This window comes from Tabrizicola fusiformis, assembly GCF_013328815.1.
Lineage (GTDB): Bacteria > Pseudomonadota > Alphaproteobacteria > Rhodobacterales > Rhodobacteraceae > Fuscibacter.
In genome coordinates this window covers 86,748-105,852 of record NZ_JABUHN010000006.1, presented here as the reverse complement: position 1 = coordinate 105,852, position 19,105 = coordinate 86,748, and the positions used below count along the sequence as shown (strand labels likewise).

At 65.6% G+C, this 19,105-nt stretch carries 13 protein-coding genes; 11 read left to right on the top strand and 2 right to left on the bottom strand.

The window, feature by feature from the left end; all coding sequences use genetic code 11:
- Window positions 1-15: 15 nt before the first annotated feature.
- Window positions 16-450, bottom strand: coding sequence for an RrF2 family transcriptional regulator (locus HS053_RS11050; protein ID WP_174211303.1), 435 nt, complete (start codon window positions 448-450; stop codon window positions 16-18).
- Between the two features lie 356 nt (window positions 451-806).
- Between HS053_RS11050 and HS053_RS11045 the strand changes: the two genes are divergently transcribed.
- From HS053_RS11045 to HS053_RS11015, 7 genes are all read left to right on the top strand, one after another.
- Entirely contained in the window at window positions 807-3,191 is a 2,385-nt protein-coding gene (locus tag HS053_RS11045) for a glycogen/starch/alpha-glucan phosphorylase (RefSeq protein ID WP_174211302.1), read from the top strand.
- 19 nt (window positions 3,192-3,210) lie between these two features.
- Window positions 3,211-5,421 (top strand): 1,4-alpha-glucan branching protein GlgB, encoded by a 2,211-nt coding sequence (gene glgB, locus HS053_RS11040; protein ID WP_174211301.1) that lies wholly within the window; start codon window positions 3,211-3,213, stop codon window positions 5,419-5,421.
- The gene (gene glgC / locus HS053_RS11035) at window positions 5,418-6,689 is read left to right on the top strand and encodes a glucose-1-phosphate adenylyltransferase (protein WP_174211300.1); all 1,272 of its coding nucleotides are present in this window, start codon (window positions 5,418-5,420) and stop codon (window positions 6,687-6,689) included. Before glgB ends, glgC begins: the two co-directional genes overlap by 4 nt.
- A gap of 96 nt (window positions 6,690-6,785) precedes the next feature.
- Window positions 6,786-8,213, top strand: coding sequence for a glycogen synthase GlgA (gene glgA, locus HS053_RS11030; RefSeq protein ID WP_241699823.1), 1,428 nt, complete (start codon window positions 6,786-6,788; stop codon window positions 8,211-8,213).
- Window positions 8,210-10,315, top strand: a complete 2,106-nt coding sequence (gene glgX / locus HS053_RS11025) for a glycogen debranching protein GlgX (protein WP_347233317.1) — start codon at window positions 8,210-8,212, stop codon at window positions 10,313-10,315. The genes glgA and glgX overlap by 4 nt, the downstream gene beginning before the upstream one ends.
- Complete coding sequence (locus tag HS053_RS11020) at window positions 10,312-11,940, top strand: alpha-D-glucose phosphate-specific phosphoglucomutase (RefSeq protein WP_174211298.1); 1,629 nt, start codon at window positions 10,312-10,314, stop codon at window positions 11,938-11,940. The genes glgX and HS053_RS11020 overlap by 4 nt, the downstream gene beginning before the upstream one ends.
- A gap of 151 nt (window positions 11,941-12,091) precedes the next feature.
- Window positions 12,092-13,621: a trimethylamine methyltransferase family protein gene (locus HS053_RS11015; protein WP_174211297.1), complete on the top strand. Its 1,530-nt coding sequence runs from the start codon at window positions 12,092-12,094 to the stop codon at window positions 13,619-13,621.
- Window positions 13,622-13,672: 51 nt separating this feature from the next.
- On the opposite strand, the gene HS053_RS11010 is transcribed toward HS053_RS11015, so the two are convergent.
- The gene (locus HS053_RS11010) at window positions 13,673-14,131 is read right to left on the bottom strand and encodes a lytic transglycosylase domain-containing protein (RefSeq protein WP_174211296.1); all 459 of its coding nucleotides are present in this window, start codon (window positions 14,129-14,131) and stop codon (window positions 13,673-13,675) included.
- Window positions 14,132-14,302: 171 nt separating this feature from the next.
- Here HS053_RS11010 and HS053_RS11005 point away from each other — a divergent pair, with 171 nt between their 5' ends.
- From HS053_RS11005 to HS053_RS10990, 4 genes are read left to right on the top strand one after another with little or no spacing between them, the layout of a single operon-like run.
- The gene (locus tag HS053_RS11005; protein ID WP_206677598.1) at window positions 14,303-14,998 is read left to right on the top strand and encodes a response regulator; all 696 of its coding nucleotides are present in this window, start codon (window positions 14,303-14,305) and stop codon (window positions 14,996-14,998) included.
- Window positions 14,999-15,048: 50 nt separating this feature from the next.
- On the top strand, window positions 15,049-16,230 hold the full coding sequence (locus tag HS053_RS11000; protein ID WP_174211295.1) for an FIST N-terminal domain-containing protein: 1,182 nt from the start codon (window positions 15,049-15,051) through the stop codon (window positions 16,228-16,230).
- A 19-nt stretch (window positions 16,231-16,249) separates the two neighbouring features.
- Window positions 16,250-18,493 (top strand): PAS-domain containing protein, encoded by a 2,244-nt coding sequence (locus tag HS053_RS10995; RefSeq protein ID WP_174211294.1) that lies wholly within the window; start codon window positions 16,250-16,252, stop codon window positions 18,491-18,493.
- A 50-nt stretch (window positions 18,494-18,543) separates the two neighbouring features.
- Complete coding sequence (locus HS053_RS10990; protein ID WP_174211293.1) at window positions 18,544-19,083, top strand: CoxG family protein; 540 nt, start codon at window positions 18,544-18,546, stop codon at window positions 19,081-19,083.
- The last annotated feature ends 22 nt before the right edge of the window (window positions 19,084-19,105 follow it).

The window sequence follows — 19,105 nt, the reverse complement described above, 5'->3', positions numbered from 1 at the left end:
AACCCCGACCCAACCTCACGCCACCTTCAAAAGACCCTGCAATTCGTCATTGCCTTGCACGAGATCGGTCAGGGTGACCGCGTCCAGCCGGGCATAGAATGCCTCCAGCGCCTCGGCCAGCACGCATTTCAGCCGACAGGCCCCGACCAGCGGACAGGTGGCGGCGGTCTCTTCGGTGCATTCGGTAAAGGGCAGCACGCTTTCAAAGGTGCGGAACACCTCGCCCACCCGGATCGAGCCGGCCGGGCGGCCCAGCATCAGCCCGCCCGCGCGGCCGCGCTGGGTTTTCAGATAGCCCTTGCGGGCCAGAAGGTGAATCACCTGTGCCAGATGGTTTTCCGAGGCGCCGCAGCTTTCGGCCACCTCGTGCTTGCGCACGATCCGGTCGGGGTTCACGGCGCAGAACATCAGGGTGCGCATGGCAAGGTTGGTGCGTGTGGTCAGCCGCATCGGGGCCTCCGGCAGGGGGAATCGCTGATTGACCCTAGGGGAGGTGCGGGCGGAGCGAATTGATTCAGATCAGAAACGCCATAGCGCACGCAACTATTCCCGCAGGGGAGCGTTCCCCGCCGCCGCGACCGAAAACGATTGAGAATTGAGGGTTTGGCTCCGTTGCATCTGCAACCGCTTTGGATCGGCAAGCTGCTGAAAATCTGTGCGGATTTTGCGTGATTTTTTACAATGTTTGCGGTAACAGTGGGCAGCCGATCTCCGACGACGGAACCTTGGGCCCTGCGCCTTGACGGTTCCTGCCCCGGGTCTAGGCTGGGCGCGATGCCCAAAGAGAACGGACAAGAAACGTGACCATGCCCTTGCTTTCGACGGATGTCCTGCGCGCCGATGTGCTGCGCCACCTGACCTTCACCTTGGGCAAGGATACGCCCAACGCCAGCCGCTATGACTGGCGCATGGCCCTCTCCTATGCGATCCGCGACCGGATCGTGGCGCCGTGGTTCGCCTCGACCCGCCGGACATGGGCCGAAGACCGCAAGCGGGTCTATTACCTGTCGATGGAATTTCTGATCGGCCGCATTCTTGAGGATGCCACGGTCAATCTGGGCCTGCGCGATGCCGCCGAAGCGGTGATGCAGGCCGAAGGCCAGGATTTCCGCGCCATCATCGAGGATGAGCCGGACGCCGCCCTTGGCAATGGCGGGCTGGGCCGTTTGGCCGCCTGTTTCATGGAAAGCATGGCGACGGTGGGTTGCCCGGCCTATGGCTATGGCATCCGCTATGAACATGGCCTGTTCCGTCAGCGGTTTCAGGGCGGCCAGCAGGTGGAAACGCCCGAGGATTGGCTGAAGCAGGCCCATCCGTGGGAATTTGCTCGCCCCGAAAGCGCCTATACCATTCCCTTCAAGGGCGAGGTCATCACCCGCGACGGGCGTGAGGTCTGGCAGCCGGGCGAAACCGTGATCGCCAGCGCCCATGACACCCCGGTTGTCGGCTGGCAAGGCAAATGGGCCAATACCCTGCGCCTGTGGGAGGCGCAGCCCACGACCATGTTCGACCTCGAACGCTTCAACCGCGGCGACTATGCGGCGGCGGCAGAGCCCGAGGCGCTGGCGCGCACGCTTTCCCGCGTTCTCTATCCCGACGACACCACCTATCAGGGCAAGGAACTGCGGCTGAAGCAGGAGTTTTTCCTGACCTCCGCCGCGCTGCAAGACATCCTGCGGCGGTTCAAAAAGGCGCATACAGACCTGCGCGACCTGCCGAAACATGTCGCCATCCAGATGAACGACACCCATCCGGCCATCGCCGGGCCGGAGCTGATCCGGCTTCTGACCGATGAAAACGGCATGGGCTTTGACGATGCGCTGGACACCGCCCGCGCCTGCCTTGGCTATACCAACCACACCCTTCTGCCCGAGGCGCTGGAACGCTGGGCGACCTTCACCTTTGGCACGGTCCTGCCGCGCCATATGCAGATCGTCGAGCGGATCGACAGTTGGCACCGCCGCACCTACAACCCGCCGCATTACATCGGCGTGGTCAAGCACCACGAAGTGCGGATGGGCGAGCTGGCCTTTGTCATGGCGCATAAGGTCAACGGCGTCTCGGCGCTGCATTCCGATCTGGTCAAGCAGAACCTTTTCCCCGAACTGCACCGCCTGCACCCGGGTCGCATCGTGAACCAGACCAATGGCGTCACGCCGCGCCGCTGGCTCAAGATGGCGAACCGTCCGCTGGCGGGGCTGATCACCGACACCATCGGGAGCGGTTGGGAGGATGACCTCGACCGGCTGAAAGGGCTTGAGGCGCATGTCGGCGACAAGGGCTTCCGCGAACACTTCGACGCCGCCAAGCGGGCGAACAAGGTGGCGCTGGCGGGCTGGATCAAGGCGGAATGCGGCGTGACGGTGAACCCGGACGCGCTGTTTGACGTGCAGGTCAAGCGCATCCATGAATACAAGCGTCAGCTTCTGAACATTCTGGAAACCATCGCCCATTGGCACGCCATCCGTGAAAATCCCACGGGCAACTGGGTGCCGCGGGTCAAGATCTTTGGTGGCAAATCGGCGCCGGGCTATGCCGTGGCCAAGGAAATCATCCATCTGATCAATGATGTGGCGGCCACTATCAACGCCGATCCGGTCACGGGCGATTTGCTGAAAGTGGTCTATCCGGCGAATTACAACGTCTCGATGGCCGAACGGCTGATCCCGGCTTCGGACCTGTCCGAGCAGATCAGCACGGCGGGCAAAGAGGCGTCGGGCACCGGCAACATGAAGTTCATGATGAACGGCGCGCCGACCATCGGCACGCTGGACGGCGCCAATGTCGAAATTCTGCAAGAGGTGGGGGCCGAGAACTTCTTCCTCTTCGGCATGACCACCGAAGAGGCGATGGCGCGGCGGCAAGACCCCGACCACAGCCGCAAGGCGATCGAGGCGAGCCAGCCCTTGCAGGACGTGTTGCAGATGATTGCCGAGGGCCTGTTCTCGCCGGGGCAGAAAGACCGTTATCACGGGCTGGTGCATCGGGTATGGCACCATGATTATTTCCTCGTCGCCTCGGATTTCGACACCTATCATGCGGCGCAGGGCCGGGTGGATGCCGCCTATGCCGACCGTGATATCTGGGTGAAGATGGCGGCGCTGAACACCGCCCGTTCCGGCTTCTTCTCGTCCGACCGCACGATCCGCAGCTATATGGCGGAGATCTGGGATATTCCATCAGCCTTGTGATCAGCCTTGTGAGGGCAACATGACCGTCACCATCGACCAAGCCACCGCCGAAGCCATTGTCGAAGGCCGCCACGGCGATCCTTTCGCGGTTCTGGGGCCGCACAAGGGGGCGGCAGGCTGGCAGGTGACGGTCTTTGCCCCGGGCGCCGAGACGGTCTGGCTTTTGACCGGCAAGAAGGGCAAGCCGGTGGAGACAACGGCGGTTCCGGGGTATCCGGGGCTGTTCCAGAGCGTGCCGGGCAAGAAGACCGAGTATCGCCTGCGGGCCACGGGCGGCGGTGCCGACTGGGCATGGGAAGACCCGTTCCGCTTTGGTCCCGTGCTGGGCGAGATGGACGAATATCTGTTGGGCGAGGGCACCCACCATCAGTTGTGGAAGGTGCTGGGTGCCCATCCGATCACGCATGAGGGCGTGGAGGGCACGCATTTCGCCGTCTGGGCGCCGAATGCGGGCCGCGTCTCGGTCGTGGGGGATTTCAACATCTGGGACGGGCGGCGCCACCCGATGCGGCGGCGGGGCGCAACCGGCGTCTGGGAAACCTTCATCCCCGGTCTGGGCGAGGGCGCGGCCTATAAATACGAAATCCGCGGCCCGCATGGCGCGGTTCTGCCGCTCAAGGCCGATCCGGTGGGGTTCGGCTCGGAACATCCGCCTGCCAATGCCAGCGTGGTGCGCGACATCCGCGAGAGCCATTGGCAGGACGGCGACTGGATGGCGACCCGCCAGACCCGCCAGAACATCGAGGCGCCGATTTCGGTCTATGAGGTGCATCTGGGCTCGTGGCGGCGGGCGCCGGGCAACCGGATGCTGTCCTATCTCGAATTGGCCGAACAACTGGTCATTTATGCCGCCGACATGGGCTTTACCCATATCGAGCTGATGCCGATATCCGAATATCCGTTCGACGGAAGCTGGGGCTATCAGCCGGTGGGCCTGTTCGCCCCCACCATCCGCCATGGCACGCCGCAGGAATTCCGCGCCTTTGTCGATGCCGCACACCGCCATGGGCTGGGCGTGCTGCTCGATTGGGTGCCGGGGCATTTCCCGACCGATGCCCATGGCCTTGGCCAGTTCGACGGCACCCCGCTTTACGAACATGCTGACCCGCGCGAGGGGTTCCATCAGGACTGGAACACGCTGATCTACAACTATGGCCGGACCGAGGTGAAGAATTACCTCACCTCTAACGGTCTGTATTGGTTGCAGGAATACCACCTTGACGGGTTGCGGGTGGATGCGGTCGCCTCGATGCTTTACCGCGATTATTCCCGCAGCGAAGGGCAATGGGTGCCCAACAAGGACGGCGGGCGCGAGAATTACGAAGCCATCGCCGTGCTGCGCGAAACCAATATCGCGGCCTATGGCGCCTGCCCGGGCATCATGACCGTGGCTGAGGAAAGCACCGCCTTTCCCGGCGTGTCGCGGCCGGCCAACTGGGGGGGGCTGGGGTTCGGCTTCAAATGGAACATGGGGTGGATGAATGACACCCTGAGTTACATGCAGAAAGATCCGGTCTACCGCCGCCACCATCACCACCAGATGACCTTCGGCCTGCACTACGCGTGGTCGGAAAACTACATCCTGCCGATCAGCCATGACGAGGTTGTGCATGGCAAAGGCTCGATGCTGGGCAAGATGCCGGGCGATGGTGAACAGAAGTTCGCAAATCTGCGGGCCTATTACGGCTTCATGTGGGGGCATCCGGGCAAGAAGCTTCTGTTCATGGGGCAGGAGTTCGCCCAGGGCGCGGAATGGAACCACAATCAAAGCCTTGACTGGCATCAGTTGGACCATCCGCTTCATGCCGGGATGCAGGCGCTGGTGCGCGATCTGAACCGGGTCTACCGCGCCACGCCCGCGCTGCACGTCAACGACACCCGGCCCGAAGGGTTCCAATGGCTGGAATCGAATGACGCCGAGGGGTCAACCTATGCCTGGCTGCGCAAAGGCCGCGTCAGCGACCCGACGGTGGCCATCGCGCTGAACATGACGCCCATCGAGCGGCGCCAGCGGATCGGCCTGCCCGCGCCGGGGCAGTGGGATGAAGTGCTCAACACCGATGCGGCGGTCTATGGCGGGGGGAACCGGGGGAATCTGGGCGGGGTCACCGCCGAGGCCACGCCCTGGCAGGGCCAGAGATATTCCGCACTTGTCACGCTGCCGCCCTTGTCGGCAGTCTATCTTCAACAGGCCGCAGGGCCGATGTCGTCCGAGGAGGGGGCAACATGAAAGCCAGACCGAACCAGAGGCTCTCGTCACAGGCGATGGCTTTCGTTCTTGCCGGGGGGCGGGGCAGCCGTCTCAAGGAACTGACCGACCTGCGGGCGAAACCCGCGGTCTATTTCGGCGGCAAGACCCGGATCATCGACTTTGCCCTGTCCAATGCGCTGAACTCGGGCATCCGCAAGATGGCGATTGCCACGCAATACAAGGCCCACAGCCTGATCCGCCACATGCAGCGCGGCTGGGGCTTCTTCCGGGCCGAGCGGAACGAATATCTGGACATCCTGCCGGCCAGCCAGCGGGTGGATGAAAACAAGTGGTATCTGGGCACCGCCGATGCGGTGACGCAGAACATCGACATCGTGGACAGCTATGGCATCAAATATGTCGTCGTTCTGGCGGGCGACCATGTCTACAAGATGGACTACGAAATCATGCTGCAGCAGCATGTGGAAACCGGCGCCGATGTGACCATCGGCTGTCTGACGGTGCCACGGATGGAGGCCACGGCCTTTGGCGTGATGCATGTCGATGCCGCGATGCGGATCACCCAGTTTCTGGAAAAGCCGAAAGACCCGCCCTCGATCCCGGGCGACCCGGACAATGCGCTGGCCTCGATGGGGATTTACGTCTTCAACTGGGATCTCTTGCGCGATCTTCTGATCCGCGATGCCGAAGACCCCAATTCCAGCCATGATTTCGGCAATGACATCATCCCGCAGATCGTCAAGAACGGCAAGGCGGTGGCCCATAAGTTTGCCGATAGCTGCGTGACGAGCGGGCTTGAGGAAGAACCCTATTGGCGCGATGTGGGCACGATCGACGCCTTCTGGCAGGCCAATATCGACCTGACCGATTTCGTGCCCAAGCTGGATATCTATGACCAGAGCTGGCCGATCTGGACCTATGCCGAGATCGTGCCGCCGGCCAAGTTCATCCATGACGAAGACGGACGGCGCGGCATGGCGGTGTCGTCGCTGGTCTCGGGCGATTGCATCGTCTCGGGTTCGGCGGTGTCCAACAGCCTTCTCTTCACTGGCTGCCGCACCCACAGCTTTTCCAGCCTTGAATATGTCGTGGCCCTGCCGCAAGTGGTGGTCAACCGCAAGGCGGAGCTGAAGAATTGCGTGATCGACCGCGGCGTGGTCATTCCCGAGGGGCTGGTGGTCGGGCAGGATCCGGTGGAGGATGCCAAGTGGTTCCGGCGGACCGATTCCGGCATTGTGCTGATCACGCAGACCATGCTGGACCTGCGGGCGAAAGCGAAGTCCTGAACCCGGGCGCAGGTTGCGGCGGCGGACCGGGGGCCAGCCCCCGGACCCCCGGGATATTTGGGCCAAGATGAAGGGGCCAGCATGAGGGGTCCGGTGATGAAAGTTCGGGGACGGGTGCTGTCGGTGGCCTCGGAATGCGTGCCACTGGTCAAGACCGGCGGGCTGGCCGATGTTGTGGGGGCCTTGCCCGGGGCGCTGGCGCCTTTGGGCTGGGAGATGCGGGTCTTGCTGCCCGCCTACCGGGCCTTGCGGGCGCGGGTGGCGGATTGGCCCGAGGTCTGGCGCGAAGAGGGGCTTTGGGGCGGGCCGGGCGTGGTGCGGATGGGGCAGGTGGATGGCATCACCGTTCTGGCACTGGACGCGCCGCATCTTTACGACCGCGAGGGCGGCCCCTATTCCGGCCCGCATGGCGATTGGTGGGACAATCCGCAGCGCTTTGCCGCGCTGTCCTGGGTGGCGGCGCGGATCGCGCGGGAAGGGTTGCCCGGCTGGAAACCCGATGTGCTGCACGCCCATGACTGGCAGGCAGGGCTGGCCCCGGCCTATCTGGCTTATGGCGGCAAGGCGGGGGTGGGGTCTGTCCTGACCATTCACAACATCGCCTTTCAGGGCATCGCACCGGCCAGCCTGCTGGGCGAGTTGCGCTTGCCGGGGGCGGAGTTTTATCCCGGGGGCCTGGAATATTACGGCGGGATTTCCACGCTGAAGGCCGGGCTGGTGACGGCGGACCGGATAACCACGGTTTCGCCCTCTTACGCCGATGAGCTGATGCGGCCCGAGTTCGGCATGGGGTTGCAGGGCGTCATCGCGGCGCGGGCCGGGGTGGTATCCGGCATCCTGAACGGGGTGGACACCGGCATCTGGGCGCCCGGGGCGGCGGCGGTGCCCTATGGTGCGGCGGATATGGCGGGCAAGGCGGCCAACCGGGCCGCCCTTTGTGCCGAATTCGGGCTTGAGGTGCCGGGACCGCTGGCGATTCTGGTCAGCCGGTTGACCGACCAGAAGGGGATCGACCTGTTGCCGGGGGCGATGCCCGGTTTCATCGAGGGTGGCGGCGGGTTGCTGGTGCTGGGCTCGGGCGATCCGGCGCTGGAGGCGGCGATGCGCGGGCTTGAGGCGCAGTTCCCCGGCCGGGTCGCGGTGCGGATCGGTTATGATGAGGCGCTCAGTCGTCGGATGTTCGCGGGCGGCGATGCCGTTCTGGTGCCCAGCCGGTTCGAGCCTTGCGGGCTGACGCAGATGTATGGGCTGCGTTTCGGCACCTTGCCCGTGGTTTCGGCGGTGGGGGGCTTGGGCGATACCGTCATCAACGCCTCGCCCGCCGCGCTGGCAGCGGGGGCGGCGACGGGGGTGGTGTTCCATCCGGTGGACGGTCTGGCCTTTGGTCAGGCGCTGCGGCGGCTTCTGGCGCTTCATGCCTCGCCCGATTGGGCGGCGGTGCAGGCGGCGGCGATGCGCCAGCCGGTCGGCTGGGAAAGCTCTGCCGCGGCCTATGCCACGCTTTACGCCGGGTTGCGGGTGTGATCAGCGCGGCGGGAGCAGGGCGGGCCTGGCCGATGGGGGCCAGTCTGGTGCCGGGCGGGGTGAATTTCGCCGTGTTCTCGGCCCATGCCACCGCGCTAGAGCTGTGCCTTTATGCGGCCGACGGGCGGCGCGAACTGGCGCGGCTGCCCTTTGCCCATCGTAGCGGCGACATCTGGCATATGGAGGTTGCGGGGATCGGCCCGGGGCAGGCCTACGGCTTTCGTGCCCATGGGCCCTATGAGCCGGAGCGCGGCCACCGCTTCAACCCGCACAAGCTGCTGTTGGACCCTTATGCGCGGGGGCTGGCGGGGCGGTTGCGCTGGTCGGATGCGGTGATGGGCTACAAGATCGGCGCGGCACGGGGCGATCTGTCGTTCGATGGCCGCGACAGCGGCTTTGCGGTGCCGAAATCCTTGGTGGTGGATACCGCTTTCGACTGGGAGGGGGACCGCCCGCCGCTGACCCCATGGGGCGATACCGTGATCTATGAGGCGCATGTGCGCGCCCTGACCATGTGCCACCCCGGCCTGCCGCCCGCGCTGCGCGGCACCTATGGCGCGCTGGGTCATCCGCTGATCACCGGGCATCTGCGCCGCCTTGGCGTGACCGCGATCGAGCTTTTGCCGATACAAGCCTATTTCGACGACCGTTTCCTGATGGCCAAGGGGCTGCGCAACCATTGGGGCTATAACACCATCGGCTTTTTCGCGCCCGAGCCGCGCCATGGCCTGCGCGATCCGCTGGCCGAGCTGAAGGGCGCGGTCAAGGCGCTGCACCGCGCCGGGATCGAGGTCATTCTGGATGTGGTCTACAACCACACCGGCGAGGGCGATGAATGGGGGCCGACCTTCGGCTTTCGCGGGCTGGACAATGCCAGCTATTACCGCACCATCCATGGCGGGCGCTATTACGCCAATGATGCGGGCACCGGCAACACGCTGGACCTGACCCATCCGGCGGTGTTGCGGATGGTGATGGATTCGCTGCGCTATTGGGTTGAAGAGGTGCATATCGACGGCTTCCGCTTTGACCTTGCCACGGTTCTGGGGCGCGAGGCGCATGGCTTTGACCCGCAGGGCGGGTTCTTTGATGCGATCCGCCAAGACCCGGTGCTGGCGCCGGTGAAGCTGATTGCCGAACCTTGGGACATCGGACCGGGCGGCTATCAGCTTGGTGCCTATCCGGCCCCCTTTGCCGAATGGAACGACCGCTTCCGCGACGGGGTGCGGCGGTTCTGGCGCGGCGATTCCGGGCAGGCACCGGAACTGGCGCGGCGGCTTCTGGGCAGCGCCGAGAAGTTTGATCATTCGCGGCGGCCCGCCACCTCATCGGTGAATTTCATCACCTCGCATGACGGGTTCACGCTCGAGGATCTGGTCAGTTTCACCGTCAAGCGCAACTTTGCCAATGGCGAGGACAACCGCGACGGCCATGACGACAACCACGCCGACAACATGGGGGTGGAAGGGCCGAGCGAGGATCCCTCCATCCGGGCCGCCCGCGATCTGCGCAAGCGCAACCTCTTGGCGGTGCTGATGCTGTCGCAGGGCACGCCGATGCTGCTTTCAGGCGATGAGATCGGCCACAGTCAGGGCGGCAACAACAATGCCTATGCGCAGGACAATGAAACCACCCGGCTGAACTGGCAGCATGATGGCGCGCTGGTGGATTTTGTCGCCCGGCTGACGGCGCTGCGGCGGGCGCATCCGGTCTTGCGGCAGGCGCGCTTCCTGCACGCCCGCCCGCGCGCCGCCGATGGGCTGCCCGATGTGATCTGGCGCCGTGCCGACGGGGCGGCGCCGTCGCCCGAGGATTGGCACAACCCGGGCTTCCGCTGTCTGGGGGTCGAGTTGCGGATGGCCGCCGAAGGCCCCGATGCCGCCGATGCGGTGTTCCTCATGATCAACGGCGGCGGGGCGCAACGCGTGACGTTGCCCGATACCGCCGCGCGCTGGTGGCATGTGCTTGACACCACCCGCCCCGACATTTTTGAGCCCGGGGCGGTTCCCGCCGCGCTTGCCGGGGGGCTCGACCTTCCGGCGCAATCGGTTCACCTTTTCCAGGCCACCGCGCCCATCCTATCACCGGAGAAACGGCCATGACCATTCTGACCATCGCCACCCAACCCATCGCCGGGCAAAAGCCGGGCACCTCTGGCCTGCGCAAAAAGACGCGGGTCTTCATGGGGCGGCATTACCTTGAGAATTTCGTGCAGGCGGTGTTCGATGTGGTGGGCTGTCAGGGCAAGACTTTCGTGCTGGGCGGCGACGGGCGCTATTTCAACGACCGCGCGGCGCAGGTCATCCTGCGGATGGCGGCGGCGCAGGGGGCGGCACGGGTGATCGTGGGGCAGGGGGCTCTGCTTTCTACCCCCGCCGCCAGCCATCTGATCCGCCTGAATGCGACCGATGGCGGGCTGATCATGTCGGCCAGCCACAACCCCGGCGGCCCGGATGAGGATTTCGGCATCAAGTTCAACATGCCGAACGGCGGCCCGGCGCCAGAGGCGGTGACCGAGGCGATGTTCGCCCGCACCGCCAGCCTGAGCGAATACCGCATTCTTGAGGTGCAGGACGTCGATCTGGGCAGCATCGGGCGCAAGACATTGGGCGGTATGATCGTCGATGTCGTCGATCCGGTGAGCGATTATGCTGCACTGATGGAAAGCCTTTTCGACTTCGCGGCGATCCGCGCCATGTTCGCGGGCGGCTTTCGGATGCGGATGGACTCCATGTGCGCCATCACCGGCCCCTATGCCCGGGAAATCCTTGAAAACCGGCTGGGTGCCGCGCCCGGAACCGTGGTGAACGGCACGCCGCTGCCGGATTTTGGCGGAATGCACCCTGATCCGAACCCGACCTGGGCCAAGGCGCTGATGGATGAGATGTTCGGCGCCGATGCCCCCGATTTCGGCGCGGCGTCCGATGGCGACGGCGACCGCAACATGGTGGTGGGGCGCGGCATCTATGTCTCGCCCTCGGACAGTCTGGCGGTGCTGGCGGCCAATGCCCATCTCGCGCCCGGCTATGCCAAGGGGCTGGCGGGTGTGGCGCGGTCCATGCCCACCTCGGCGGCGGCGGACCGGGTGGCGGCTGCGCTGGGGATTGCCAGCTTTGAAACGCCAACCGGCTGGAAATTCTTCGGCAACCTGCTGGATGCGGGCAAGGCCACGCTTTGCGGCGAGGAGTCTTTCGGCACCGGCAGCGACCATGTCCGCGAAAAGGACGGGCTTTGGGCGGTGCTGCTGTGGCTGAACATCCTTGCCGTTCGCAAGCAAAGCGTGCGCGAGATTCTCGAGGCGCATTGGGCGCAGTTTGGCCGCAACTATTACAGCCGCCACGATTTCGAGGCGATCCCGACCGACAAGGCCGATGCCATGATGGCCGCCCTGCGCGGCAAGCTTGCCAGCCTGCCGGGCACCGCGGTTGAGGGGATGCTGGTCGAGGCGGCGGACGATTTCGCCTATACCGATCCGGTCGATGGCTCGGTCAGCCTCAAACAGGGGGTGCGGGTGCTGTTTCAGGGCGGCTCGCGCTTTGTGATGCGGCTGTCGGGCACGGGAACCGAAGGCGCCACGCTGCGGCTTTACCTTGAGCGTTATGCGCCGGGGCCAAAGGGTTTGGGCGAAGACCCGCAGGCGGCGTTGGCCCCGATCATCCGCGCAGCGCATGAGATTGCCGTCATTGAAGGCTTCACCGGGCGCAATGCCCCCGATGTGGTGACCTGACCGCCCCGCCCGGGGGGCAATGCGCCCCCCGACCCCTGCCTTTCGCGCATCATGGTTCGCTTGCGACATTCTCTCTGTCGCATTTCTGTCAGAAAGCCCGCGCCGGTCGGGCAAACTTGACAGAGGTGTCGAGAGTTGGGAGGAGCCAGCGATGAGCGAGCCGAAGCGCAGCGGGCGGCAGGCCCGGCAGGCCGAACGTAGCCAAAAGGGGGCGGGCGTTGGCCGCCCCTATATCACGCGCGGTATTCCGACCTATGACATTCTGGGCGAAGAGAACCTGCGCCGGATCGAGGCGGCGGCAGACCGCATCCTTGCCGAAACCGGGATCGAGTTCCGCGACGATCCGCAGGCGCTAGAGCTGTGGCGTGCTGCCGGGGCCAAGGTTGACGGGCTTTTGGTGAAATTCGAGCCAGGCCTTCTGCGCGATATCCTGCGCAGCGCGCCAGCCGAGTTCACCCAGCACGCCCGCAACCCGGCCAATTCGGTGCGGATCGGCGGCAAGAACGTGGTTTTTGCCCCCGCCTACGGCAGCCCCTTCGTGATGGATCTCGACAAGGGCCGCCGCTTTGGCACGATCGAGGATTTCCGCAACTTCATCAAACTGGCCCAGTCCAGCCCGAATTTCCACCACTCCGGCGGCACCATCTGCGAGCCGACGGATGTGGCGGTGAACAAGCGCCATCTGGATATGGTGATGGCGCATATCGAACTCAGCGACCGGCCCTTCATGGGCTCGGTCACCGCCGAAGAGCGCAGCGAAGACAGTATCGAGATGTGCCGCATCCTGTTCGGGGCGGATTTCGTGGACCAGAACTGCGTCATTCTGGGCAATGTCAACGTGAACTCGCCGCTGGTCTGGGACGGCACGATGACGAAATCGCTGCGCGCCTATGCGCGGGCCAATCAGGCGGCGGTGATCGTGCCCTTCATTCTGGGCGGGGCGATGGGGCCGGTGACCAATGCCGGGGCCATCGCGCAGGCGCTGGCCGAAACCATGGCGGGCTGCGCGCTGACCCAGTTGGAGCGGCCCGGCGCCCCGGTGATCTTCGGCAATTTCCTGTCCTCGATGAGCTTGCGCTCGGGCAGCCCGACCTTCGGCACGCCGGAGCCGGCGATTGGCAGCATGGTGATCGGCCAGCTTGCCCGGCGGCTGAACCTGCCTTTGCGCTGCGCGGGCAACTTCACCACCTCGAAACTGCCCGATGCGCAGGCGATGATGGAAGGCACGATGTCGATGCTTTCGGCCATCCATTGCGGCGCCAATTTCATCCTGCATTCGGCGGGGTTCCTCGACGGGCTTCTGAGCATGTCTTACGAGAAATTCATGCTGGACGCCGACCTCTGCGGTGCGCTGCACAGCTATCTGGACGGGGTGAAGATCGACGACAACCAGTTGGCGGTGGATGCCTTTGCCGAAGTGGGGCCGGGCAACCATTTCTTCGGCTGCGCCCATACCATGGCCAATTACGAAACCGCCTTCTGGGACAGCGAGTTGTCCGACAACGAGCCGTTCGAGAAGTGGGAGGCGGCGGGCAGCGAGGATGCCGCGACCCGCGCCAACCGGCTGTGGAAAAAGCGGCTCGCGGAATATGAGGCGCCCAAGCTGGACGAAGGGGTCCGCGAGGGGCTGGCCGATTTCGTGGCCCTGCGCAAAGAGGGGATGGCCGACGCCTGGTATTAAGGGCCAAAATCCTTCGAAGGATTTTGCAAATTTCTTCGAAGAAATTTGGTCTCAGGCCCGAAGGCCGGTTTCCCTCAGCAGACCCATGCGCTTGGCTTCATAGTAATAGCCTTTGGCATACCACATCACCGCGCGGTCCTGATTGCCGCGCGAGACAAGCCAGGCGCCGCGCAGGTATTTGCCAGCATAATGCAGGTTGGTCTCGGCATCGAGCAGCCCTTCGTCGGGGCCGCGATAGCCCATGGTGCGGGCGGTCTGCGGCAGGATCTGCATCAGCCCGTAATAGGGCCCGTTGCGGGCGGCGGGATTATAGCCGCTTTCGCGCTGGATCACCCGGTGCAGCAGGCTTTCGGGAATGTCATGGAAGCGCGCCCATTTTGCCACCAGCCGCTGCATTTCCGGCGTATTGCCCGGTGCCATCTGCCCGCGGGAGGTTTCTCGGCGCCCGCCGCCACAGGCGGCAAGCGGCAAAGCGGCAAGGGCGACAAGCAGGGCGCGGCGGGCGATCATGGGCAACCTCGGATCAGGGGATCTGTGGCCGCGGTTCTAGCTTGCCCGGGCGGGCGCGAAAAGGGGCCATGCCCTGATCGGCGCGGCGGCGGGCGGATTGCGACCTAAGACGGGGTGGCGGCGCGGCGCGGGCATGCTAGGCTGGCCTTCTATCCAAGGAACGGCCTGCCGATGACCCTTGCCCCCCTTTCCGCCGAACCGGAGCAGCGCCAGATGGCGCGGGCGCTGATCGTGGATGATCACCCGCTGTTCTGCGATGCCCTGTCGATGACGCTCAAGGTGGTCGCGGGACTGAGCCAGGTCGAGACGGTGGGCCGGCTGGACGAGGCGGTGGCGCGGCTGGACGCCGCCCCGCATCCCGATCTGGTGGTGCTGGACCTGAACCTGCCGGATGTCGATGGCTTGGACGGGCTGGTGCGGCTGCGGCTGGCGGCGCCCGAGGTAGCGGTGCTGGTGGTCTCGTCGCTGGCCGATCCGCGGGTGATCGGGGCGGCGTTGCAGGCGGGCGCCCTTGGCTTTGTGCCCAAGCATTCGCACCGCGATGTCTACCGCGCCGCCGTGGATGCCCTGCGCGCCGGTCGCCACTGGCTGCCCGAGGGGTTTGAGCCGACCGCGCCCGGCGCCAGCGCCGGGGAGGCAGCGGTGGCGCGGCTGGGCCTTCTGACCCGGCAGCAGGCGCGCATTCTGCAACTGATCTGCGAGGGCAAGCTGAACAAGCAGATCGCCTATGACCTCAACATCGCCGAAACCACGGTCAAGGCGCATGTCACCGCGATCATGCGCAAGCTTGGGGTTCTCAGCCGGACGCAGGCGGTGCTGATCGCCAAAGAGGCGCGCTTTGCCTCGCTGATGCCCGAAAGCGGTTAAGGCACCCGGCGCCGGGGCAAAAACCAATCCTGACTTTGGGAGGAGACGGGATGCAGGACGATCCGCCAGTGGGCCATGCCCTGCCAGCCAGCATTGCCGCGTCCGATCTGTTGCGGCGGGCGGCCGTTCCGGCCCGCCACCCCGAGCCGGCAGCGGCCCTCGCCGCCGCCTTGGGCGATGTGCCCTTGGCCGTGCTGTTCCTTTTCGTCTCGCCCGAGGCCGATCTGGCGGCGCTGGCGGCGCGGCTGCCTGCGGTCTTTGGCGCGCTGCCGGTGATCGGCTGCACCACGGCGGGCGAGATTTCGGCGCAGGGTTATAGCGAGGGCGAGATTGTCGCGGTGGGCCTGCCTGCGGCGCTTTACGCCGCCACGCCGCTGTTGATCCCCGATCTGGGGCAGATCGAACCCGATGTGCTGATCGGCCAATTGATCCGGGCACGGCAGGCGCTGATGCGGGCCCAGCCGGGCTGGGAGGGGGAGTTTGCCTTTCTCCTCGTCGATGGGCTTTCGGTGCGCGAGGATGAACTGGCGGCCGCCCTTGCCCGGGGCTTGGGGCCGGTGCCGCTCTTCGGCGGCTCGGCCGGCGATGGCACGCGGTTTCAGGCGACGCATGTGCTGGCGGGTGGGCGGATCTTGCGCAATGCGGCGGTTGTGACGCTGGTGCGCACGGCGGCGCGGGTCAAGGTGTTCAGCCTTGACCATCTGCGCCCGACCGAACGCCGCATGGTGGTGACCGAGGCCGACCCGGCCCGCCGCATCGTGCGCCGGATCAATGCCGAACCGGCGGCGCAGGAATATGCACGGCTTCTGGGCAAAGACCCCGGCCAGTTGGACACCTTTACCTTTGCTGCCCATCCGGTGGTGGTGCGCATCGGCGGCACCCATCATGTGCGCGCCATCCAGCAGGTGCATCCCAACGGCGATCTGGTGTTCTTTTCGGCGATCGACGAAGGCGTCGTGCTGACGCTGGCCGAACCTTCCGACATGGTGACCCATCTGTCGGATGCCTTCAGCGCGCTTGCGGGGCAGGGTGCCGCCCCGGCCATTCTGGCCTGCGACTGCATCCTGCGCCGGCTTGAGGCGCAGGAAAAACAGCAGGTCGGTGCGGTTTCGGCGCTGTTGCGGCGCCATGGCGTGGTGGGCTTCTCCACCTATGGCGAGCAGTTGAACGCGATGCATGTCAACCATACCATGACCGGCGTGGCGCTTTATCCGCCAGAGGAAGGGCCATGACCGTCAGGACCGCCGCGCCATGATCGAAAGCCTGATGAACCCCGCCGATCCCCCCGAACGGCGGCAGGAAAAGCTCTTGGAGATCATCCGGGTGCTGATGCGGCGGGTCGAGCAGATCACCGATGACGGCGGCGCGGCCTATGCCCAGTTTCAGCGCGCCGCCCTCTTGGAAGATCAGGTGCGCGAGCGGACCCGCGACTTGATCAGCACGCTGGACCTGCTCAACGCCTCGAACGCCGCGCTGGAAGAGGCCCACCGCGAGACGGAACGGGCGCGCCAGAACCTCGCCAATGCGATCGAGACGGTGCAGGAGGGCTTTGCGCTCTTCGATCCGGGCGATGTGCTGGTGATGTGCAATTCTCGTTTCGGAATGCATATGGCCGACATCCGCCATGCGCTGCGCCCCGGCCTGCGCTTTGCTGCCTATGTCGGGCTGGTCAGCCGTTCGCCCCGGCTTGCGCTGCCGGCGGGCGAGACGCCCGAAGCTTGGGCCGTGGCCCGGATGCGCCGCCATGCCGAGCGGCATGTGATCTTCAACGTCGCGCTGACCGGCGATCACTGGATGCAGGTCAGCGAGCATCGCACCGCCGATGGCGGCACGGTGATCCTGCAAACCGATGTGACCGACCTGATCCGCATGGAACGGCGCGAGATGGGCCGGATTCTGGACGATCAGGAACGGCTGTTGCGCGCCACGCTGGACCATATCAGCCAGGGCGTGGCGATCTTTGACAAAGCGGCGCGGCTGGTGGGCTGGAATCAGCGGCTGGGGGCGCTTCTGGCGATTCCGGCGGCGCTGTTGCGGCTGGGCGCGGGGTTCGAGGCGATCCTTCAGCATTTCGGCACCGGCTTTCGCATGGGCGAGGGGATGACAGCGGCCCGGCTGCGCGACTGGGCGGGCGATACCGCGCGTCCGGCGCTGAGTTTCGAACTGGTGCAGCCGGGCGGGCCGATTCTGGCGGTTCATGCGCAGGAAATGCCCGACCGCGGTTTCGTGATGAGTTTCACCGACATCACCGCCGAACGGGTGGCGCTGGCCGGGCTTTCGGCGGCCAAGGACACGCTCGAGGCGCGGGTGGTCGAACGCACGCTGGATCTGGAAGATGCGCTTGGCCGGGCCGAACGCGCCAATGCCAGCCGCACCCGTTTTGTGGCGGCGGCCAGTCATGATCTGTTGCAGCCGCTGTCTGCGGCCAAGCTGTTCCTGTCGTCGATCCCCGACGAAACCGTGGCGCCCGATGTGGCGCAGACGCTGGGCAAGGCGCAGAATGCGCTGATGTCGGTCGAGGCGATCCTTGCCGCGCTGCTGGACATTTCCAAACTGGAAAGCGGCAAGGTCGCGGTCACCGTGGCGCCGGTGCGGCTGGACCGGCTGATGGCGCAACTGGCCGAAGAATTTGCGCCGATGGCCGCGGCCAAGGGGCTGCGGCTGCGGGTGCGGCTGTCGGATGCGCTGGTGATGTCGGATGCCGGTTATCTGCGGCGGATTTTGCAGAACCTGATCGGCAATGCGATCCGTTATACCGAACGCGGCGGGGTTCTGGTGACCGCGCGGATGCGGCGCGGCGGGCGGGGCCTGCGGCTTGAGGTCTGGGACTCTGGGCCGGGCATTCCCGAAGAAGAACAGGACAACATCTTCAAAGAGTTCCACCGCATCGCCGCCCGGGCTTCGGCGTCTGAGGGGCTGGGGCTGGGGCTGGCCATTGTCGAGCGGGCCTGCGCGCTTTTGGGTCATCCTCTGGCGCTTTGGTCGCGGATGGGGCGGGGGACGGTCTTCATGCTTGAGGTGCCGCTGGCCGAGGCGGCGCCAGAGGCCGCACCGCCCCTTGCCCCGCCGCCGCGCCCGGCGGAAATCGCGGGGCGGATTGTCCTCTTGGTGGAAAACGATGCCGATTTGCGCCGCGCGCTGGTTCTGGTGATGGAACGCTGGGGCGCCGAGGTGATCGAGGCCGCTTCGGCCGCCGAGGCGATGGCGCTGATCGCCGATCTGGGCATCCTGCCCGATGCGCTGGTGGTGGACCATCAGCTTGACGCGGGCGAAACCGGGCTGGACCTGATCGGGCGGCTTGCGGCGCGGGCCGGGCCCTTGCCCGCCCGGCTGATCACCGCCAGCCGCGACCCGGCACTTCGGCAATCCGCCGCCGAGGCGGGGGTGGTGGTGATGGAAAAACCCGTGGCACCTGCGGCGCTGCGGGCCTTTCTGGCGGGCCTGCCGCCTGCGGCCCCCGCACCCCCGGCGGCGCATACGACCAAGGGACCATAGCGGCGCGGCCTCTGCCTGACCTAAGGTCGGTCGGGATGGAGGAGACCACTATGCAACTGACCGACAGCCGTGACATCAAGGCTGCGCCCGAAGCCGTCTGGGCCGCAATCCTGAATCCCGAGGTTCTTAAAGACTGCGTGCCCGGCTGCGAAAGCATGACCGGCAGCGTCGAGGCGGGGTTCGAGGCCGCCGTGGTGCAGAAGGTCGGGCCGGTCAAGGCGCGCTTTACCGGCGTCGTGACCTTTTCCGATATCGCACCGGGCCGCGCCCTGACCCTGACGGGCGAGGGCAAGGGCGGCGCCGCCGGCTTTGCCAAGGGCAGCGCCAAGGTCACGATGGAGCCGATCCCCGAAGGCACCCGCCTCACCTATGAGGTGCAGGCCAATGTCGGCGGCAAGATCGCCCAATTGGGCAGCCGCATCATCGACGGTTTTGCCAAGAAGATGGCGGATGAATTCTTTGCCCGCTTCCAGCAGACGGTCGAAGGGCCGCCCCCCGCCGAAGCGGACGGCGCAGACCCCGAGACCGCCGATGAGGCGGGCGAGGCTTCGGGCGAAAAGAAAGGCTGGTTCCGCCGTCTGATCGGCTGAACCCATTGACCCACAGACGACC